17 protein-coding genes and 1 tRNA gene are annotated in these 19,634 nt (G+C 67.9%); 13 read left to right on the top strand and 5 right to left on the bottom strand.

The window, feature by feature from the left end; genetic code table 11:
* The first annotated feature begins 1 nt into the window (after position 1).
* From C9992_RS06675 to C9992_RS06665, 3 genes are read left to right on the top strand one after another with little or no spacing between them, the layout of a single operon-like run.
* Complete coding sequence (locus C9992_RS06675; protein WP_106814820.1) at positions 2-964, top strand: carbohydrate ABC transporter permease; 963 nt, start codon at positions 2-4, stop codon at positions 962-964.
* The gene (locus C9992_RS06670; RefSeq protein ID WP_106814819.1) at positions 961-1,785 is read left to right on the top strand and encodes a carbohydrate ABC transporter permease; all 825 of its coding nucleotides are present in this window, start codon (positions 961-963) and stop codon (positions 1,783-1,785) included. The genes C9992_RS06675 and C9992_RS06670 overlap by 4 nt, the downstream gene beginning before the upstream one ends.
* A gap of 57 nt (positions 1,786-1,842) precedes the next feature.
* Positions 1,843-2,784, top strand: coding sequence for a glycoside hydrolase family protein (locus C9992_RS06665; protein WP_106814818.1), 942 nt, complete (start codon positions 1,843-1,845; stop codon positions 2,782-2,784).
* A gap of 976 nt (positions 2,785-3,760) precedes the next feature.
* Here the strand turns inward: C9992_RS06665 and C9992_RS06660 are convergent.
* From C9992_RS06660 to C9992_RS06645, 4 genes are all read right to left on the bottom strand, one after another.
* Positions 3,761-5,053, bottom strand: coding sequence for a family 1 glycosylhydrolase (locus C9992_RS06660; RefSeq protein ID WP_235008078.1), 1,293 nt, complete (start codon positions 5,051-5,053; stop codon positions 3,761-3,763).
* Positions 5,054-5,061: 8 nt separating this feature from the next.
* Positions 5,062-5,871: a carbohydrate ABC transporter permease gene (locus C9992_RS06655; protein ID WP_235008076.1), complete on the bottom strand. Its 810-nt coding sequence runs from the start codon at positions 5,869-5,871 to the stop codon at positions 5,062-5,064.
* Between the two features lie 74 nt (positions 5,872-5,945).
* Positions 5,946-6,887: a carbohydrate ABC transporter permease gene (locus C9992_RS06650; protein WP_106814815.1), complete on the bottom strand. Its 942-nt coding sequence runs from the start codon at positions 6,885-6,887 to the stop codon at positions 5,946-5,948.
* 70 nt (positions 6,888-6,957) lie between these two features.
* On the bottom strand, positions 6,958-8,217 hold the full coding sequence (locus C9992_RS06645; RefSeq protein WP_106814814.1) for an ABC transporter substrate-binding protein: 1,260 nt from the start codon (positions 8,215-8,217) through the stop codon (positions 6,958-6,960).
* Between the two features lie 172 nt (positions 8,218-8,389).
* Between C9992_RS06645 and C9992_RS06640 the strand changes: the two genes are divergently transcribed.
* Positions 8,390-9,394, top strand: coding sequence for a LacI family DNA-binding transcriptional regulator (locus tag C9992_RS06640; RefSeq protein ID WP_106814813.1), 1,005 nt, complete (start codon positions 8,390-8,392; stop codon positions 9,392-9,394).
* 69 nt (positions 9,395-9,463) lie between these two features.
* On the opposite strand, the gene C9992_RS06635 is transcribed toward C9992_RS06640, so the two are convergent.
* On the bottom strand, positions 9,464-9,952 hold the full coding sequence (locus C9992_RS06635) for a YajQ family cyclic di-GMP-binding protein (protein WP_106814812.1): 489 nt from the start codon (positions 9,950-9,952) through the stop codon (positions 9,464-9,466).
* A 253-nt stretch (positions 9,953-10,205) separates the two neighbouring features.
* Between C9992_RS06635 and C9992_RS06630 the strand changes: the two genes are divergently transcribed.
* From C9992_RS06630 to C9992_RS06590, 9 genes are all read left to right on the top strand, one after another.
* Positions 10,206-11,450: a sugar ABC transporter substrate-binding protein gene (locus tag C9992_RS06630; protein ID WP_106814811.1), complete on the top strand. Its 1,245-nt coding sequence runs from the start codon at positions 10,206-10,208 to the stop codon at positions 11,448-11,450.
* Between the two features lie 77 nt (positions 11,451-11,527).
* Positions 11,528-13,147 (top strand): ABC transporter permease subunit, encoded by a 1,620-nt coding sequence (locus C9992_RS06625; RefSeq protein WP_235008075.1) that lies wholly within the window; start codon positions 11,528-11,530, stop codon positions 13,145-13,147.
* Position 13,148: 1 nt separating this feature from the next.
* The gene (locus C9992_RS06620; protein WP_235008073.1) at positions 13,149-14,159 is read left to right on the top strand and encodes a sugar ABC transporter permease; all 1,011 of its coding nucleotides are present in this window, start codon (positions 13,149-13,151) and stop codon (positions 14,157-14,159) included.
* A 159-nt stretch (positions 14,160-14,318) separates the two neighbouring features.
* Positions 14,319-16,310 carry a glycoside hydrolase family 13 protein gene (locus C9992_RS06615; protein ID WP_106814810.1) on the top strand — a complete coding sequence of 664 codons (1,992 nt, stop codon included), beginning with the start codon at positions 14,319-14,321 and terminating at the stop codon, positions 16,308-16,310.
* Positions 16,307-17,092, top strand: a complete 786-nt coding sequence (locus C9992_RS06610; RefSeq protein ID WP_106814809.1) for a hypothetical protein — start codon at positions 16,307-16,309, stop codon at positions 17,090-17,092. The genes C9992_RS06615 and C9992_RS06610 overlap by 4 nt, the downstream gene beginning before the upstream one ends.
* A 125-nt stretch (positions 17,093-17,217) precedes the next feature.
* Positions 17,218-17,718: an FBP domain-containing protein gene (locus tag C9992_RS06605; RefSeq protein WP_106814808.1), complete on the top strand. Its 501-nt coding sequence runs from the start codon at positions 17,218-17,220 to the stop codon at positions 17,716-17,718.
* Complete coding sequence (locus C9992_RS06600; protein ID WP_106814807.1) at positions 17,715-18,656, top strand: PfkB family carbohydrate kinase; 942 nt, start codon at positions 17,715-17,717, stop codon at positions 18,654-18,656. Before C9992_RS06605 ends, C9992_RS06600 begins: the two co-directional genes overlap by 4 nt.
* 156 nt (positions 18,657-18,812) lie before the next feature.
* Positions 18,813-18,897: transfer RNA gene (locus C9992_RS06595), tRNA-Tyr, on the top strand.
* Positions 18,898-18,960: 63 nt separating this feature from the next.
* On the top strand, positions 18,961-19,518 hold the full coding sequence (locus C9992_RS06590) for a YbaK/EbsC family protein (RefSeq protein ID WP_106814806.1): 558 nt from the start codon (positions 18,961-18,963) through the stop codon (positions 19,516-19,518).
* Positions 19,519-19,634 lie beyond the last annotated feature (116 nt).

Here is a 19,634-nt window from a genome sequence, read left to right as displayed (position 1 = left end):
AATGACCGAGGTTCACCCAGCTGCTGCGCCGGTGCACGTCACCGGCGCAGCAGCGCCCGCAGGCAGAGATCCTCTTCGTCGGCGTCGCCGGCTTCGTGCGATACGCAACCTCAGCGCGTATGGACTCGTCCTTCCCGCGGCCGGCTTCTACATCTTCTTCGTGGTCCGACCGGTCATCCTTTCCGCCCAGTACTCCTTCTACAAGTGGAACGGGATCGGACTGGCGGAGTGGGTCGGCATCGACAACTACGTCGCCGTCTTCAGCAATCCGAAGCTTGTCGGCGCCATCCTCAACGCGTTCGAACTCATCATCTATTTCAGCTTCATCCCGGTGGCGATCGCGCTGCTGGCTGCCAACCTCATCCGCGCCATCGCGGCGAGCAAGCTGGCAGGTGTCGCCCGCACGGTGCTCTTCCTTCCCCAGGTGATCCCGCTCGTCGCAGCCGGCATCATGTGGAGCTGGCAATTGTCGATCGACGGGCTTGTCAACCAGTTCCTCAGGCTCATCGGACTCGGCGGGATCACCCGCGCATGGCTCGGGGACTTCAACACCGCATTGCCCGCCGTCGGCGTGATCGGCGCGTGGGTTCTGGTCGGGCTGTGTCTGGTGCTCATCCTCGCCGGCATGACGAAGATCGACCCCGCGCTCTACGAAGCGGCACGGATCGATGGCGCGGGAGCCGTGCGGGAGTTCTTCACCATCACGCTCCCCGGCGTACGACAGGAGGTCGCAGTGTGCGTCACCGTGACGGTGATCGCGGCGCTTGCGAGCTTCGACATCATCTACATCTCCACCCAGGGCGGCCCCGGCGACAGCACGCTGGTGCCGGGCCTCCAGATCTTCTACCTGGCGTTCTATCAGCGGGAGATCGGCACGGCCTCGGCGTTCGCGATCGTGCTCATGGCTCTCGTGCTCGTCGTGGTGCTTCCTCTTCAGCGACTTCTCCGAGGCAGGGAATCATGATCGTCCACGCCCGCGAGAAGTGGACCGGCCGCGTCGTGCTGGTGGTTCTGATGCTGGTCACGATCCTGCCCTTCATCAGTCTGTTCGTGACTGCTCTCCATGAGCCCGGCACGTATCCTCGGGGGCTGGAGTGGCCGGAGACTCCCCACTGGGACAACTTCGCGCTGGCATTCCAGTCCGCCAACATGCCTGCGCTGCTCGCCTCGAGCTTCCTCATCGAGCTCGGCGTCGTCCCCATCGCCGTCCTGATCGCGACCCTGGCGGGATTCGCGCTCGGTCACTTGAAGCCCTGGGGCAGCGCGGCGATGTTCATCTTCTTCCTCCTGGGGCTGACGCTGCCGTTCGAGGGCATCATCACGCCGCTCTACTTCCAGGTGAGGGAGCTCGGCCTGCTGAACACGCGATGGGCCATCATTCTGCCGCTCATCGGCTTGTTCATGCCGTTCGCCGTCACCTGGATGCGCGCCCACTTCGTCACGATGCCTCACGACCTGTCCGAAGCGGCACGCGTGGACGGTGCGACGACGTGGCAGCTCTTCTGGCGGATCCACGTGCCCTTATCGGTGCCCGCGATCTCGTCCCTGGCGATCCTGCTGTTCCTGTGGACGTGGAATCAGTTCCTGCTGGCGATCGTCCTGGTCAACGACCCCGAGAAGAGGACCATGGCAGGTGCGCTGGGGGCCTTCCAGGGACGCTATGGCACGGACATCCCGCTGCTGTGTGCGGGATCGCTGCTGATCCTCACTCCCACGCTGATCATCTTCCTGATCTTCCAGCGTCACTTCGTGTCCGCGCTGATGCAGGGTTCGCTCAAGGGTTAGAACGGTGCACCGCCGCGCAGATTCTTGCGGCTCGCCACATCAAGATGGGAGGTTCTGATGGCGTTCAGCCTCGACAGCCATTGGGTCTGGGACTTCTGGATGGCCGACGACGGCGAGATGTACCACCTGTTCTACCTCCACGCACCCAAGGTGCTGGGCGATCCGGATCGGCGACACCGCTTCGCGCGTATCGGACATGCGACCTCGACGGACCTTCACCGGTGGACCGACCATGGGGAAGTGCTCGGCCCGGGCCCTGCGGGAAGCGCCGATGAGACAGCGACCTGGACGGGGTCGGTGGTGCGCGGCGATGACGGGATGTGGCGCATGTTCTACACCGGCGCGTCGTTTCCCGCCGCCGACAGTGATGCCAACGTCGAGACCATCTGCGTCGCCACGTCAGCGGACCTGTTCACGTGGACGAAGGATGCCTCGTTCACCTTGAACGCTGACCCGAGATACTACGAGAAGCTGGGTGAGAGCGCCTGGATGGACGAGGCCTGGCGTGATCCGTGGGTCTACCGCGACCCTTCCGGAAACGGCTGGCAGATGCTGATCACCGCGCGGGCCAAGTCCAGCGACACGCGAAGCGGCGGGGTGGTCGGCCGCGCATGGTCGTCCGATCTGGAGGAGTGGTCCGTCCTGCCCCCGTGGGGGCCTCCGGCCGAGAGTTTCCCTCATCTCGAAGTGACCCAGCTCGCGCAGATCGACGGCCGACCGGTGCTGCTCTTCTGCGGCCCGCGCAGTGCGCGCGCCGTCGGAGAGGCGCCCACGGCCGGCGTGTGGGTCGTGGACACGCCAGGTCCGCCTGCACCACTGCGGGTGGAAGACGCACAGCTTCTTGCGCCGGCGCCCCACTACGCCGGCCGAATCGTCCGGGATCGCAGCGGAGCGGCCGTGCTGCTGGCGTTCATCGGCTCGCCGGGATCAGAGTTCCTCGGCGCGATCTCCGACCCGATCGCGCTGGAGTCGGCCGGATCCGCGACGGGCGGGAGATGAGCAAGCAGACGCTGACGCTCGGATTCCGTGACCGGCATCACCGATCCGTGACGGAACCGCGGCGGAAGGCTCTTCTCGGTGCGCGTCCAGCGGCCTGAGCCGAGGTCATCCGTCTCGAAGAGCACGTAGCCCGTCCCGCCGCCGTACGGCGGCCAGTCCAGCAGCAGGAACCAGCGGTCGTCGGTGTTGGAGGGCACCACGATAGGGCCTTCCCCATGAGTGACGTGCTCCGAACCGATGCGCTCGGCAACCAGGTCCCATGCCGACCCGACGGCGCCCGTCGTGACCCGAAACAAGTCGGGACTGGTCTCATGGAAGACGTGCATGACGTCCGGGTGCTCGTCCTTCGTGAAGCGGTGGTACACCCCGCGGTGGCGTACGACCGTCGAATCGATCGTCCCGTATCCCGCGGCCCGACGGACGTCGATCCACACACGCGGCGCGCCGAAGGTGACGAAGTCCTCGGTCGTCGCGATCATCATGCGGTTGTAGCTGTCGGCGTTGCGACGTGGGGCGCTGTCGTCGTCGTACAGGTTGGATGCCCAGTAGACGGCGTAGGTCTGTGCCTCCTCGCACCAGACGGCCTCCGGCGCCCACGCATTGCCCGCCCGCTCGGGCGGCATCACCTCGACACGCCGGGGCCCGTCCCAGCTCACCAGATCGCGGGAGTGCCAGACGAGCAGGGCGGTGCTGCCGTGCTCTTGCGCATCTCGGAAGTGCCCGATGCCGTACACCTGCAGGTCTGTGGCGAGCAGCACGAATCCTTCATCGTCCTGCAGCCGCAGGAGGAACGGGTCGCGGATCCCACCCGTTCCGATCGTCGAGCGCAGTACCGGCCGGCCGCCGGCGAGCATGTCCCATTCGGTGAGGGTGTTGCCACGGCTGACGGCGAAATGCACCTGCTCCGCGTCGGGCCCGTCCTCGCCGACGAAGTGGGCGAACAGGTAGGCCTGGAATGTGTGCCGTGCGGTGCCGCTCATCGCGATCCCTCCATTGCTTGCTCGCTCCTCGTCCATGCCCCACCCGCCGTCCGTCGCGCGATCGCCGTGAACGTGTCGGCGACGGCTGTGCGACGGCGTTCCATGCCGTGCGGGGATTCGACCAACTCGTACAGTCCCATGGCCAACCGGTGACCCGATCTCGGCCCCGTGCTGTGGCGGTACGTCCATTCGTACATGTCGAAGAGCGGCCACCAGGTATATCCGACAACGGCGAGCCCGTCGCTGCGAAGGCGCTCGACTTCGGCGACGGAGGCATGGAGCCACCCGATCCGCTCCGCAGGGCTCCCGGTGACGCAGGTCTCGGTCACCATGACCGGCGCCTGGTAGCGCCGCGCGTACTCGAGGAGCATCTCGGAGAGTCCGGCAACCCCGTCGTCGCGCGTCGGTCGAGGATCGGCGAAGCCGCCCCCGTGATGGACGCCCGGTTCGAAGACCTCGGTCGAGTGCCGCGGGTAGTAGTTCACACCCATGATGTCGGGAAGGGCCGGGTGCCGCGCGAAGTCGGCGAGGGTCTCTTCCGGGACGCCATGACGCAACAGGAGATCCAGCAGGGGGTGTGCTGCATCCACTCGGCCGGTGACGAGATCCTCCACCAGGAAAGCCTGATGGCGAAGCCGCTGCGCTGTCTCACGGTGCTCGGGCGCATCCACCGCGCCGACGTACCGCATCGAGGCATCCACGTGCACGAAAGTCGCTCGCTCGCCGAGCACCTCTCGGATCCCGTGCTGTGTCGCCTGGAATCCTCTCGCTATCGCCATCGCAAGCTGCACCGCGCCCGCCTCGCCCCGCAGGTACGGCGGCCAGTATCCGTACTCGCCGCAGAACAGCACGTGGATCATCGGCTCGTTCACCGGTGTGTAGTCGGTGACGACGTCGGAGTAGCGCTCGGCCGCAGCCACCGCGTATTCGGCCACGCGCTCCGGATAGTCCCGCGCGGCGAACTGCCCCTCCAGCCACAGCGGGGTGCCGTAGTGGAGGAGGTCGATGATCGGGCGGATGCCGAGCTCTGCCATGCGGCCGATCACGCGGTCGGTCCACCCCCAGTCCCAACGGCCGGGCTCCGGGTTCACCCGATGCCACGGGATGCCCCAGCGAAGGAACTCCGCGCCGACGCCGGAGGCGAGGTCGAGGTCGGTGCGCCACTGCGTGTAGTGCTCGGTGAGCTCGTACTCATCGATCGGCCGAAGACCGGGTCCTCCCTGCGGGACGAACGTGTTCTCGATGCCGAGCCCGAACCGCAGCGGACCTTCGGTGTACCAGTCGGTCAATGGATGTCTCATTTCAGGCCGGTCGAGGCGACGCTCTCGATGAAGCGCCGCTGCACGAGGAGGAACATGATCGCCAGTGGAAGCACGGCGATGAGGGAGCCGGCCATCATGACGCCTTGCGGGATGATCCCCCCAGGCCCGGTCAGGAGCGTGAGTCCGGAGGTGATGGTTCCCATCTCGGCATCGGTCGTGAACACGAGCGGCCACAGGAGGTCGTTCCAGTTGTTCACGAAGGTGAAGATGGCCAGTGTCAGCAGTGCGGGCCTGGCGTTCGGCAGCACGACGCTCCAGAAGATCCGCCATTCCGACGCACCGTCCAGGCGTGCCGCGTTGTCGAGGTCGCGCGGCAGCGAGAGGAAGAACTGCCGGAGGAAGAAGATGCCGAACGCGTCGGCCGCGCGGGGTGCGATGAGTCCGGCGTAGGTGTTGACCCAGCCGAGGTCGCTGACCAGTTGGTAGATCGGGATCAACGTCGCCTGGAAAGGGATCATGAGGCTGGCGATGATCGCAATGAGCAGCACGCGACTCCCGCGGAAGTCGAGTCTCGCGAGCGCGTACGCGGCCAGCGAGTCGAACAGCAGTGCGAGGGCGGTCACGCCGCCCGCGAAGATGAAGCTGTTCGCGATCAGCCGTGCGAACGGCAGTTCCTGGAAGATCTGGGTGAAGTTGTCGAGGGTCCATGCCTCGGGCAGGAGGGTGGGCGGGTAGGCGTTCACCTCGGCGACCGGCTTGAAGGCGGTGAACGCGATGATCGCGATCGGCAGCAGCACCAGCGCGGACGCGGCCAGCGCGACGGCGAAGAGGAGGATGCTGGTCACCCGTCCTGTCCTGCGTCGACGGGGCGGCGCGGTCGGTGCGGGAGTGAACGCGGTCGGCCGGGTCGTGAGGGAGGTCATTGCGCGTCCTTCTCTCGACGGCTGAAGAATCGGAACTGCACGAGGCTGAGCACGAGGGTGATGAGCAGCAGCACGTACGACAGCGCGGAGGCGAAGCCCAGTTCGAGCTTCTTGAACCCGGAGGTGTAGATCTCCATCACGACGGTCTGGGTCGTGCCGTAGGGGCCGCCGCCGGTCATGACGTAGATCTGGTCGAAGGCCTGCAGGGCGGCGATGAGAGCGACGATCATGACGAACGTCAGGGTGTTGCTGAGCATGGGGAGGGTGATGTGCCGGAACCGCTGCCACGCGGTTGCACCGTCTACCCGGGCAGCCTCGTAGAGCGATCCAGGGATCTCCTGGAGACCTGCGATGAAGATGACGAGATAGAAGCCGAAGCTCTTCCATACCGCGACGAGCGCGACCGTCGGCATGGCCAGCGACGGATCCTGGAGCACATTCCCGAGCTGGATGCCGAAGATCCGGAGCCAGTGGTTCAGCAGGCCGATCTGCGGATCCAGCAAGTAGGACCAGGCGAATGCGGCCACGGCCAGGGAGACGATGAACGGCAGGAACAGCGCCGTGCGGAACGCGCCGCGCCCCGGAAGCCTGCGGTGATTCACGAGAAGGGCGAGCAGCAGCGCCGCGATGATCGCGGTCGGTGTGAACAGCAAGGCGTAGTACGCCGTGTTGCCCATCGCCTGCAGCACGTCGGGGTCCGTGAAGACGCGCACGTAGTTCTCCAGACCGACGTATTCTTCGCGGCCGAAGCCCGAGGCGTCGGTGAACGAGAGCCGCAGTGCCGACAGCATCGGCCACGCCACGAAGACGGTGAGGATGACGAGGGCCGGCGCCAGGAACGCCAGCGCGATCAGGGACGTGCGCCTCGTCGATCCGACGGGGGTCCGGCCGCCCAGCTGGGGCGCCGGGCGGTACCGGCGCTGCGTGATGGTCGACATGCTTCTCCAAGGGCCGCGACGCGACGTGCGCGCCGCGGCCCGATCGATATCGGGAGCGGTCAGGATTGCGCTACTGCAGGGCCGCCTGAACCTCGTCCTGCGCGGTGGACAGCAGCGCGTCGAGGTCCTCGCCCGCGACGGCGCGCTGGGTGAGGTCGTCGACGGCGTCGAGCACGTCGACGCTGTTGACGACGCCAGGCAGGAGGGCGCGGCTTGTCGGCGCGATCTCCGTGAGCGAGACGACGACCGGGTTCTCCGCCACGGCATCGGCCGGTACATCCGTTCGCAGCGGAGGCCACCCTGACCCGAGCGACCACTGCGTCGCGACGTCGGGGTCGAAGAAGTACGAGAAGAACGCCTCGGCACCGGCCGTCTGGTCCTGCCCTGCTTGCGCGGTGATGCCCATCGCGACGCCGATGGCGGACGCCGCCTGGTCTTCGGGCCCGGCGGGGACCGCCGCGATGCCGTAGTCGATCCCGCTGTCCGCGGCGATCGACGCCATCCACGGGCCGCCGACGTGCATCGCCGCCTTTCCGGAACTGAAGAGCTCATCGGCACCGATCCCGTCCAGCCCTGTCGGCGAGATCTTGTCATCGCGGATGGCCGAGACCCAGTACTCGAGCGCCTCGCGGTTCGCGTCGGATTCGATGACGGCGTCCTCGGCGTCCTCCACGACGTCACCGCCGGCGCCGTAGAAGAGCGTCGGCCACAGGCCGTTCGCCACGGTGTCGTGGTCGGGCAACGCGAGTCCGTACTGCTCGGGAGTCCCGTCAGCGTCCGCGTCCACCGTGAGCTGCTTCGCCGCGGCCCGCCACTCGTCCCAGGTCTGCGGGAAGTCTGTGATTCCGGCGGCGGAGAACAGGGCCTTGTTGTAGAACACCGAGAGCGGCACGAAGCCGGTGGGCACGCCATAGGGTGCCCCGTTGACCGTGACCATCTCGACCGCCTGCGGGTTCAGCGCGTCGGTGTTGCTTCCCTCGCTGCTGTACCAGTCGCTGAGGTCCACGAATGCGCCGCGGTCGGCGTACACCGGCAGCCGCTCGGCGGGCATCGCGACGATGTCAGGACCTTCGTCGGCCGACAGCGCCGGCAGCAGTGTGTCGTCGATGACGGCCCAGGTCTTCACCTCGGTCCTGATCTCGACCTCGTCTTGCGAGGCGTTGAAGTCGTCGACGATCTGCTGCAGCACATCGCCATCGGCTTCCGTGTAGCCGTGCCAGAACGTCAGTTCCACGGGGCCGGCTGATGCTTCGGGTGCACCGGCGGTGCAGCCCGCCAGCGCGAGGGCGGCGATGGCGCCGACGCCCGCGAGGGCGAGAGGTCGTTTCATGGGGCACTCCTTCGTGACGACCGGAGACGGCGTCGCCGGCTCGATCCATGGTGTAGGTAATCGATGTCGGTAATCGATGTAAGAGCAGTATGGGGGTCCGCGGAGCCGACGTCAAGTTCCCGGGGGCGGGTGTTACATCGATGTACGCTGAGGTGCCGGAAGGGGGCCCACGATGAGCGTCAGGATGCAGGATGTGGCGCGTCTGGCCGGTGTGTCGACGAAAACCGTCTCCAATGTCATCAACGCACGCCCGTACGTCTCGGCCGAGACTCGCCAAAAGGTCGAGGCTGCGATCGACGCGCTGGACTACAAGCTCAACCTCGCCGCGCGCAACCTCCGTTCTGGGCGCAGCGGGGTGATCGGCCTTGCGGTGCCCAGCCTGTCCGTGGCGTACTTCGCGGAACTCGCCGAGGCCACCATCGCCGCCGCCGAGGAGCACGGCCTTGTGGTGCAGATCGAGCGCACCGGCAGCATCGCTCGCGAGCGGGCGCTGCTCGACAGCCCTCGCCTCCAGCACATCGACGGCCTCATCCTCAATCCGATGGACCACGGCGCCGAGGAGCTCGAGAGCGTGCAGCTCTCTGTGCCGACCGTCGTCCTCGGTGATCACCCCGTCGGCGGGGCCGCCGTGCACGTGAGCACCGACCAGCGTGCGGCGGCCGCCCTTGCCACTGAGCACCTGCTTCTCACCGGCCGGCGGCGGATCGCCGTCATCGGTGCTCGGAGCGCCGACAGCCGGGGGTCGGCGGCCCTACGGTTCGATGGCTACCGGACCGTGCTCGAGCGAGCCGGAATTGCGATCGACCCTGACCTCATCGCCGAGGCCGACCCGTGGATCCAGGTCAACGGCGCCAACGCGATGCGTGAGCTGCTCGAGCGCGGTGCCGCGTTCGATGCCGTATTCGCGTTCAACGACAGCCTCGCGCTCGGAGCGATGCGCGCACTGGACGATGCGGGCCTGCAGGTGCCCGGCGACGTCGCCGTCATCGGCATCGACAACACCGCTGAGGCCGCGTACTCCATCCCGAGCCTCAGCACCGTCGACCTCGGCAGACAGCGAATCGCCGACACGGCGGTCGCTGCGCTCACCGAGCAGATGAGCTCCGGTGAACGCCCCTCACCGCGTCGCGTGCTCGTCGACTTCACCCTCCTGGAGCGGGAGTCGACGGGGCGGTGACCTCCGTCATGACGAGTTCGCATCGCCGTGGACTCGCGGCCGACCGCACGCCCAGGTCAACGGCTCGCGTCAGCGGTAGTTGACGAACTGCAGGTCGACCTCGAGGTCGGCGGCCTTCAGCAGGCGCTGCACCTCCTGAAGGTCGTCGCGGGACTTCGACTGCACGCGCAGCTCGTCGCCCTGGATCTGCGCCTTGACCGACTTCGGCCCCTCGTCGCGGATCAGCTTGGAGATCTTCTTGGCGTTCTCGGACGAGATGCCGTCCTTGATCGTCGAGGTGATCCGGTACTCCTTGCCGCTGGCGACGGGCTCGCCCGACTCCAGGCTCTTGAGTGAGATGCCCCGCTTGATGAGCTTGGACTGGAAGACGTCGAGGACCGCCTTGGCGCGCTCCTCGGTGTTCGCCTTGATGAGCACGGCTTCGCCGCTCCACTCGATCGAGGCGCCGGTGCCCTTGAAGTCGTAGCGCTGCTCGACCTCTTTGCGAGCCTGGTTGAGCGCGTTGTCGGCCTCCTGGTGGTCGACTTTGCTGACGATGTCGAAGGAGGAATCTGCCATGCGGGGCAGTCTATCGGCGGGCGCCCCGCAACGGCGGTGACGGATGCCGCGACCGGCAGCGGCATCCCATGCAAGCGATTCCACGCGACCCGGAAGGTCACGGCCCGATATCGATTGGATCTCGCCGTGTTGCCCGATTCCGCGCCGTCATGCACAATGTAAGCGCTTGCAGTAATGCGAGTTGTCCACGATGGTCTTCCGGCACTGCGCGAAGATCCGCAAGACACCAGCACTCAAGAGAGGCAACCCACCAATGAAGGTGAACAAGAGGAGCATCGCGGCTTTCGGCGCGATCGCCGCTGTTTCCGCCCTGACCCTCGCCGGTTGCGCGAGCGGAGGCGACTCGAACTCGGGCGATGACAGCACGTCGTCGGGCGAGATCACGGTCTGGGTCGACGCCGACCGTGCCTCGGTGCTCGAGGACGCGGCGAAGGACTTCACGGACGAGACCGGCGTGAAGGTCAAGCTCGTCCAGAAGGAGTTCGGCGAGATCCGCGACCAGTTCGTCCAGCAGGTCCCGACCGGGAAGGGCCCCGACATCGCGGTGGGCGCGCACGACTGGCTCGGCGTTCTCGTGACCAACGGCACCGTCGCCCCCGTCGAGCTCGGCGACACCGCCGGCGACTACGAGGAGGTCGCGATCGACGCCTGGACCTACGAGGGCAAGGTCTACGGCGTCCCCTACGCCATCGAGAACATCGGCCTGCTGCGCAACACGGACCTCGCCCCCGAGGCTCCCACCTCCTACGACGACATGATCGCCAAGGGCCAGGCGGCCGGCACGGAGTACCCGTTCCTCGTCGGGCTCGACCCCGAGGCGGCAGACCCGTATCACCTGTACCCGTTCCAGACCTCGTTCGGCGCCCCGGTGTTCGGCACCGGCTCCGACGGCGGCTACAACCCTGACGACCTCCAGATCGGCAACGCCGGCGGCCAGGCCTTCGCAACGTGGCTCGCCTCGCAGGGCGCAACCGGCACCGGCGTGCTCAACACGAACATCAACGGCGACCTCGCGCGTGAGAACTTCGTCGCCGGCAAGGCGCCGTTCTTCCTCACCGGGCCGTGGAACGTCCCCGCCGCCGAAGACGCCGGCCTGAACCTCGCGGTCGACCCCATCCCGTCGGCCGGCGGGCAGGCCGCCCAGCCGTTCGCGGGCGTGCAGGGCTTCTTCCTGAGCGCCGAGAGCAAGAACAAGCTCGCCGCGACCGACTTCCTCGTGAACTACATCGGCAGCGAAGAGGTCCAGACCGCCCTCTACCAGGCCGGCGGTCGCACGCCGGCGCTGACCGCCGCGTACGAGGCGGCTGTTGCCGACGACCCGATCACGGCAGGCTTCGGCGCCGTGGGCGCTGACGCCGTTCCCATGCCGAGCATCCCCGAGATGGGTGCCGTGTGGGAGTACTGGGGTGTGACCGAAACCGCCATCATCAACGGCACCGGCGACCCCGTCGAGCTGTGGAACAAGATGGCGTCTGACATCCAGGCCGCCATCCAGTAACCGGCACGGTCGGGGCGGCGTTCCGCGTGGACGCCGCCCCGGCCACCGCATTCCCGCAGTTTCGGAAAGAGGAGCCGATGACGACCCCGACCATGGACCGCGACGCCGCGGTCGAGACCCCGCCGAGCAAGAGATCCCAGCGCGCGGCCCGCATCGCGGAACAGGCCGGGGCGGGCTGGAAACTGCTGATCTTCAAGGTCGTCGCGCTCGGCATCATCGACGCCCTCGCACTGTACGCCGCGCTCGTCCTCTTCCAGTCCGACCAGTGGATCACCGCCATCGCGGTCCTGATCGTCACAGGGATCGCGAACTGGGTCTACTTCGGTCGCGGAAACCTGCCCGCCAAGTACTTGATCCCGGGCCTCATCTTCCTGCTGATCTTCCAGATCTTCGTCGCCGGGTACACCGCGTACATCGCGTTCACCAACTACGGCACAGGGCACAACAGCACGAAGGAGAGCGCGATCAACGCGCTCATGCTCTCCGCACAGGAGCGTGTGCCCGACTCGCCCGCATACGACCTCACGATCGTCGAGCAGCTCGGCGAGTACTCGTTCCTCGTCACCGACCCCGACGGTGAGGTGGAGATCGGCGGGGTCGAGCGTCCCCTCGAACCGGTCGACAACGCCGAGATGGACGGCGGCAAGGCCGTCGGCCTCCCCGGCTTCAACACCCTGACCTTCCAGCAGATCGTCGCGAACCAGGAGGCGATCGCCGAGATGGCGGTGCCGATCAGCGACGACCCCAACGACGGATCGCTGCGGACGCCGGACGGCTCCGCTGCATACGTGTACCTCTCGAGCCTCGAATACGACGAGGCCGCGGGAACGATGACCGACACCCGGACGGGCACGGTCTACTCCGACGTCGGCACGGGCGCCTTCACCGCCCCCGACGGAGCGGAACTCATGCCGGGCTGGCAGATCAATGTCGGTTTCGACAACTTCGTGCGCGCCTTCACCGAGGAGTCCATCCGCGCGCCGTTCTTCTCCGTGCTGGTGTGGACCTTCGTCTTCGCGTTCCTGTCGGTGTTCACGTGCTTCGCGCTGGGGCTGTTCCTCGCGATCGTGTTCAACGATCCCCGCATGAAGTCCAAGAAGTACTACCGGCTCATCATGATCCTCCCGTACGCGTTCCCGGGGTTCCTGTCGGCGCTGGTGTGGGCGGGCATGATGAACCAGGAGTTCGGCTTCCTGAACGTCGTGCTCTTCGGCGGCGCCGACATCCCGTGGCTCACCAACGAGTGGCTCGCGAAATTCAGCATCCTTCTGGTGAACCTGTGGCTCGGGTTCCCCTACATGTTCCTCATCTGCACCGGTGCGCTGCAGTCGATTCCCGACGACGTCCAGGAGGCCGCGAAGGTCGACGGCGCGAGCGCGTGGCAGATCTTCCGCCGCATCAAGCTGCCGCTGCTCTTCGTCGCGGTGGCGCCCCTGCTGATCGCATCGTTCGCGTACAACTTCAACAACTTCACGCTGATCTACATGCTGACCGGCGGCGGCCCCCGCGATGTGACCGCCGACGTGAACGTCGGAGCGACCGACATCCTCATCACGATGGTCTACAAGGTGGCCTTCGTCGGGTCGAAGGCCGACTACGGTCTCGCGAGCGCATTCTCGATCATCATCTTCTTGCTCGTCGCGACGATCTCCGTGATCGCCTTCCGACGCACCAAGGCACTCGAGGAGCTGAACTGATATGAGCCGCAACCAGCAACCCGGAACGAAGTCGACTCTCGTGGAGTTCGGCGAGAGTGTCGGCCGCGCCGAGGCGCTGATGGCAGCCCCAGGCGCCTTCGAGGGATTCGACGCGACCGAGGGCCCGGGCGTCCGCGGCGAAGGGCGCTTGCCGCGGCGCAAGTTCAAGCGCTACTTCCGCGAGACCGGATGGCGTCACCTCGTCGGGATCGTCGTCGCCGTGTTCGCGATCTTCCCGTTGCTGTACATCTTCTCGGCGTCGCTCAATCCCGGTGGCACGCTCCTGACCGCCAACGCGCTGTTCTCGAACGTGAGCCTGGAGAGCTACCTCGGCCTCTTCCAGTCCGAGACGCATCCGTACGGGGCCTGGTTCGTCAACACCCTGGTGATCGGGCTCATCACGGCCGCCGGCACCGTGATCCTGGGGGCGCTGGCGGCGTACTCGTTCTCACGGATGAGGTTCACGGGGCGACGCGTCGGGCTGACGACACTGCTGGTCGTGCAGATGTTCCCGCAGATGCTCGCGATGGTCGCCATCTTCCTGCTCATGGTGCAGATCAGCGACATCTTCCCGGCGATCGGCCTCAACACCCAGATCGGCCTCATCATGGTGTACCTCGGCGGCGCGCTCGGGGTGAACACCTACCTCATGTACGGGTTCTTCAACACGGTCCCCTCCTCGATCGACGAGGCGGCCAAGATCGACGGCGCCGGTCACGCCCGCATCTTCTTCACGATCATCCTGCGCCTGGTGGCGCCGATCCTCGCGGTCGTCGGACTGCTGTCGTTCATCGGCACCTCGAGCGAGTTCGTGCTGGCCAGCATCATCCTCGTCGACCCCGAGAAACAGACGCTGGCGGTCGGGCTGTATAAGTTCGTCTCCGACGAGTTCTCCAAGAACTGGAGCCTGTTCGCCGCCGGCGCGGTGCTGGCCGCCGTGCTGCCGGTGGCGCTGTTCCTGGCGCTCCAGCGGTACATCGTCGGCGGGCTGACCGCCGGCAGTGTGAAATAGCGGATGCCGCGGCACTGAGCACGCGGCATCGGCTCCTGTGCGGGAGCCGACAACTGAACAACAACACAGGGGCTCTGCCATGGCCACGGCCGTGCAACCACGTCGCATCGATATCGCACCCGGCGCCGCCGCGCCGCCTGTCTCTCGAAAGGCATGAGCATGACAACCCCCACCCCGCACCACGACGGCTCACCGCTGTACGTCTCGAACCTCGCCCCGTCCCTGGGTGACGTCGTCACCGTCCGCCTGCGTGTGCCGTCCGGCTATGGTCCGCTCGCCGCCGTGCGCACCCGCTCGAACCCCGACCACGAACCCGAGTGGACGGATGCCGCACACGTCGGCTCCGCCGACGGCTGGGACTGGTGGGAGGCCCCGGTCACCGTACGCAACCCCCGCCACGGCTACCGCTGGCTGCTGGTGCACGAAGCGGGACCCGACGGCTCCCAGGGCAAGGTGGAGTGGCTGAACCAGACCGGGATCCACACCCTCGAGACCCTGGATGCCGAGGACTTCGCGCTCGTCGCCCACCCGGCGCCGCCGGCCTGGCTGGCCGACGCGGTGATGTATCAGGTCTTCCCCGACCGGTTCGCCCGCTCGGCGCAGGCCGACACCCACCCCACCCCGGACTGGGCGATCCCCGCCACCTGGGACACGCCCGTGGACCCGGTGATGCCCGGGCGTTCGCAGCAGTTCTACGGCGGTGACCTCGACGGCATCGTCGAGAAGCTCGACCATCTCGTCTCACTGGGCGTCAACCTGCTCTACCTGACGCCGATCTTCCCGGCCGCGTCCAACCACCGCTACGACGCTTCGAGCTTCGACCGCGTCGATCCGCTGCTCGGCGGCGATGAGGCGTACATCCGGCTGATCGAGGCGGCGCATGCCCGCGGCATCCGCGTCATCGGCGACCTCACGAGCAACCACTCGGGTGATCGGCACGAGTGGTTCCAGGCTGCGCTCGGTCACCCCGGCGCGCCGGAGGAGGCGTTCTACTACTTCACCGACGATGCGAACATCGAGTACGTGTCGTGGCTCGGCACGCCGACACTGCCGAAGTTCAACTGGGCCTCGCGGGAGCTGCGTCGCCGGTTCATCGAAGGCCCCGACTCGGTGGTCGCCAAGTGGCTGAAGCCGCCGTACTCGATCGACGGGTGGCGCATCGACGTCGCGAACATGACCGGGCGCCTGGGCGAGGTCGACCTCAATGCCGAGGTGCGGCAGCTGCTGCGCCGCACGATGATCGAGATCAATCCCGAGACGATCCTGCTCGGCGAATCCACCAATGACGCGGCCAGCGATCTGCAGGGCGACGGCTGGCACGGGGCCATGACGTACCCCTCGTTCACGCGGCCGCTGTGGGGGTGGCTCTCCCAGCCGACCGGTACGCCGTTCATGACCGCGGAAGGCGTCGAGAAGACCGAGCCGTGGTTCTTCGGCCAGCCGATCGGCGGCATCCCGACCTACACCGCGCGGCAGTTCGTCGACGCCGTCGTTCGCTTCACCGGCGGCATCCCGTGGCGGGTGCGCCTGGGCAACATGCAGCCGCTCGACACGCACGACACGGGCCGCTTCGCGACCAACGCCGGGCCCGGCACGATCCCGCTGGCCGTGGGCCTGATGGTGACGCTCCCGGGTCTGCCGGTCGTCTTCGCGGGCGACGAGTTCGGCCTCCTCGGGGCCGAGGGCGAGGACAGCCGCACCCCCATGCCGTGGGGCACCGAGGACGAGCCGGCTGTCGCCGAGCGCCTGGCGCTGTACCGCGAGCTGATCGCGCTGCGCCGTTCGCACCCGACGCTGTCGACCGGCGGGCTCCGGTGGATCCACGTCGACGACGACACCGTGGTGTTCGCGCGCGAGTCGGCGGAAGAGACACTGCTGGTGCTCGCTTCCACGGGGGAGGTGGATGCCGCCATCCCGGCGGTCGCCGTCGCCGGTGCCGCAGCGGCCGAGCCGGTGTTCGGCAGGGCGGCGCTCACCGTCTCGGGCGACTCGGTGCGGTTCTCGGCCCGTGGACCGGTATTCGCCGTCTGGCGGCTGGCGGGTGTCGACGTTCCGGTCGGCGCCGGGGTCGCCCTGGACACGGTCGAGGGCGAGCGGGACATCGCGCGGGCCGACGATCTGACCCCCGCCGAAGTCGTGGAGTCGGTGTGACCAGCGCCGAGCGGTTCGAAGAGCTGAGCGCGGGGCTTGCCGCCGGGGTCCGCGATCGAGAGGGACTCATCGGTCTGGCGCTGCTCGGCTCTGCGTCGGAGGCGGGCCGAGCGCGCCGGGACGAGTGGTCCGATCATGACTTCTTCGCCCTCACCGCACCCGGACGCGGCCCCGAACTGCGGCCGGATCTCTCGTGGCTGCCCGAGCAGGACCGCCTGGTGCTCACCGCACGGGAGGGTGAGATCGGGTTCGCCGCGATCTACGACGACGGGCACGTGTTCGAGTTCGCGTTCTCCGACGCGGCCGAGCTCGCAGACGCGCGGGGCGGTGACGCCACGGTGCTGGTGGATGACGACGCGGGCACCACTGCCGCACTTCTCGCGCAAGCCGGCATCCGGACGGCGGAGGCGGATGAGTTCGATCCCGTCAACGACGTGCGGCTCGTGCTCGTGAAGCTGCTCATCGGCGTGGGCCGCGTGCGGCGCGGGGAGGTGCTGAACGGGAACGGATTCATCCGGCAGTGGGCGGTGCAGCTGCTGGTCCGGGCCATCCGAGGGCGGTTCGCCGCGGCATCCTCGGACCTCCGCGACGCCAACGATCCGCTGCGGCGCTTCGAGCGGGACTTCCCCGCGTGGGGCGCTGAGATCGCGGCGTCGCTGGATCTGCCCATCGAGGAGTCGGCCTACGAGCTGTATCGCCTCACCCGCCGCATCCTCGAGCCGGGCTGGGACGAGTTCCCCACTCGTGCCGCCGATGTGGTCGCCGACCGGCTCGGCTGGTGAGGCGGGCGCTCACATGACGGATGCCTCCGCCTGCCGCCGCGCGCGGGCGGAGGCATCCCGTGCGGGGTGTCCGGCGTCTGGCGGTATCGCCGCCGGTTCGTAGACTGGGCGGGCGAGGAGGTGCCATGCGCCCACTGACCGAAGAAGAGGTGCGTTCGTCGTTCCTGAACGCGTCACCCGACGAGCTGCGGCTCGTCGCTGTGCCGACCGACTTCCTGTTGACCGACTGGGATCATCTCGACTTCCTAGCCTGGCGTGATCCCCGCACCCGTGGGCGGGGCTACGTGGTCGCGGAGATCGACGGCGAGCCCGTGGGCATCGTGCTGCGGGCGGCCGACGGCTCGTCGCATGCCCGTGCGGCGATGTGCAACATCTGTCACACCATGCAGCCCGCCGATCAAGTCGTGATGTACACCGCCCGCAAGGCGGGGGAGGCCGGCGCGCACGGCGACAGCGTCGGCACCTACATCTGCGCCGACCTGTCGTGTCACGAGAACGTGCGACTGGCGGCGCCGCTGGCGCCCAACGAGGTGCGGGCGAGCGTGGATCTCAAGATCGACGGCACCCGTCGACGCATGGAGGCGTTCGTGAGCCGCGTGCTCGAGCCGGCCGGGGTGAGGCGATGACCGCGGTCGTCGTGGGCGACGCGCTCATCGACGAGCTGCGCGACGACCACGGCGTCCGGGAGTTCGTCGGCGGTGCCGCTCTCAACGTCGCGGTGGGTCTCGCCCGTCTCGGTGTGCCCGCCACGCTCATCGCCATGCTCGGCGACGACGAGCCCGCCACGCGCGTACGCCGCTACCTCGAAGACTTCGGGGTGAACCTTGTTGCGACGCCGTCGCTCCTCGGAACTGCACGCGCGGTGAGCACCCGGAGCGGCCAGGGCGAGCCGACCTACGAGTTCAACGAGGCCTCCCGAAAGCGCCGCATCCGCTTCGGCGAGGCCGAGATCGACGCGATGGCCCACGCCGACGCGATCGTCGTGAGCTGCTTCGCGTTCGACGATCCTGAGCAGACGGCCGAGCTGATCGACGCCATCGGCGAAGCGCGTCGACGCGCAGAGAGCGAGGGCCGGGAGGCGGCGGCTGTCGCCGTCGACCCGAACCCCCGCGCCGGCATGATGCGCGACAAGGATGAGTTCGTGCGCGGCTTCGAGCGGATGGCCGCCAGCGCGGCGCTGATCAAGGTGGGGGAGGACGACGCGACACTGCTCTACGGCGGTGACCTCGACGCGCTGCGCACCCGCCTCATCGCGCTCGGCGCCGATGCGGTGCTGGCCACGCAGGGTGCCTCGGGCGCGACGATCGAGGCGCGCGGCGTCGTGGTGACCCGACCGATCTCACCACTGCCCGGCCGCATCGTCGACACGATGGGCGCCGGCGACGCGGCCTTCGCGGCGACCGTCGCGGTGCTGGTCGAGGGCACGCCGACGACAGAGGACGACTGGGCGACAGCACTGCAGTCGGCGATGGATGCCGCGGCCGCGACCTGCCGTTTCGAAGGCGCTCTCCTGCGCACGCCGAGTGCCCTGCAGGGCACCGACATGGACCGCATCGGCACCTGATCTCGCGGCCCCGGTGCGGAGCCCACGCGGGCTCGACGGGTTCGCGAGCGGCGCTCCCGTCTCCACGGTCGCCCGGATTTCTGACCTCGGGGATCTACGCGTAAGATGGTGGATCGCGCCTCCGGTCGACTGTACAAGCCGGGCGGGTGCGCACTCGGCGAGTTACCCAAGCGGCCAAAGGGATCTGACTGTAAATCAGCCGGCATAGCCTTCGGGGGTTCGAATCCCTCACTCGCCACCACATCGGAATGCGCCCCACCCGCGGGGCGCATTCTCGTTTTCCGGCAGCAGCTAGCCTGTGGCCATGACCTGGAACGCCACCGGAACACTGACCGCCGAGGCCGCGACGCGGCATCCTGAGCTTGTGGCCCCGGCCGTAGGACGCGGCTTGGCGCTGCTGCCGCCCGAGGTCGCCGCCACGGTCGGCGTGAGCGCGATCGATCCGGAACTCGCCGACACGGCGGCGTTCTGTGAACGGTACGGCGTGGCGATGAACGCTTCGGCGAACTGCGTCGTGGTGAAGGGCAAACGAGGCGGCGAGGTCAGGTTCGCCGCGTGCATGGTGCTGGCGACGACGCGCGCCGACGTGAACGGCGTGGTGCGCAGGCGCCTCGACGTGCGCAGTGCCTCCTTCGCACCCATGGACGAGGCGGTCGCGCTGACGGGCATGGAGTACGGGGGCATCACGCCGATCGGGCTGCCCGCGGACTGGCCGATCCTCGTGGACGCGGCCGTCGCCGCGGCACCCGAGGTGGTGATCGGCGGGGGAGTGCGCGGCAGCAAGCTGTTCGTTCCCGGCAGCGCGCTCCTCGCCCTTCCCGGTGCCGAGCTCGTCGAGGGGCTCGGACGCGCCGTGGGCTGACGCATCCGGCCGCTCACCCACGCGCAGCGCGGCGATGGGGCGGGCGAGGCGTCGGCACGACGACGGTCCGCATGCCAGGATGGGCCTGCAGGCCCCCGCCCGCGACACGAGAGGAA

The organism is Microbacterium timonense (genome assembly GCF_900292075.1).
Taxonomy (GTDB): domain Bacteria; phylum Actinomycetota; class Actinomycetes; order Actinomycetales; family Microbacteriaceae; genus Microbacterium; species Microbacterium timonense.
This window is presented reverse-complemented; position numbering and strand designations above follow the sequence as displayed.

What these genes read in the sequence shown, in the direction of transcription:
- C9992_RS06675 (WP_106814820.1), top strand. Translation starts at nt 2, where the DNA reads ATGACCGAGGTTCACCCAGCTGCTGCGCCGGTGCACGTCACCGGCGCA.
- C9992_RS06670 (WP_106814819.1), top strand. Translation starts at nt 961, where the DNA reads ATGATCGTCCACGCCCGCGAGAAGTGGACCGGCCGCGTCGTGCTGGTG.
- C9992_RS06665 (WP_106814818.1), top strand. Translation starts at nt 1,843, where the DNA reads ATGGCGTTCAGCCTCGACAGCCATTGGGTCTGGGACTTCTGGATGGCC.
- C9992_RS06650 (WP_106814815.1), bottom strand. Translation starts at nt 6,887, where the DNA reads ATGTCGACCATCACGCAGCGCCGGTACCGCCCGGCGCCCCAGCTGGGC.
- C9992_RS06645 (WP_106814814.1), bottom strand. Translation starts at nt 8,217, where the DNA reads ATGAAACGACCTCTCGCCCTCGCGGGCGTCGGCGCCATCGCCGCCCTC.
- C9992_RS06640 (WP_106814813.1), top strand. Translation starts at nt 8,390, where the DNA reads ATGAGCGTCAGGATGCAGGATGTGGCGCGTCTGGCCGGTGTGTCGACG.
- C9992_RS06635 (WP_106814812.1), bottom strand. Translation starts at nt 9,952, where the DNA reads ATGGCAGATTCCTCCTTCGACATCGTCAGCAAAGTCGACCACCAGGAG.
- C9992_RS06630 (WP_106814811.1), top strand. Translation starts at nt 10,206, where the DNA reads ATGAAGGTGAACAAGAGGAGCATCGCGGCTTTCGGCGCGATCGCCGCT.
- C9992_RS06625 (WP_235008075.1), top strand. Translation starts at nt 11,528, where the DNA reads ATGACGACCCCGACCATGGACCGCGACGCCGCGGTCGAGACCCCGCCG.
- C9992_RS06620 (WP_235008073.1), top strand. Translation starts at nt 13,149, where the DNA reads ATGAGCCGCAACCAGCAACCCGGAACGAAGTCGACTCTCGTGGAGTTC.
- C9992_RS06615 (WP_106814810.1), top strand. Translation starts at nt 14,319, where the DNA reads ATGACAACCCCCACCCCGCACCACGACGGCTCACCGCTGTACGTCTCG.
- C9992_RS06605 (WP_106814808.1), top strand. Translation starts at nt 17,218, where the DNA reads ATGCGCCCACTGACCGAAGAAGAGGTGCGTTCGTCGTTCCTGAACGCG.
- C9992_RS06600 (WP_106814807.1), top strand. Translation starts at nt 17,715, where the DNA reads ATGACCGCGGTCGTCGTGGGCGACGCGCTCATCGACGAGCTGCGCGAC.
- C9992_RS06590 (WP_106814806.1), top strand. Translation starts at nt 18,961, where the DNA reads ATGACCTGGAACGCCACCGGAACACTGACCGCCGAGGCCGCGACGCGG.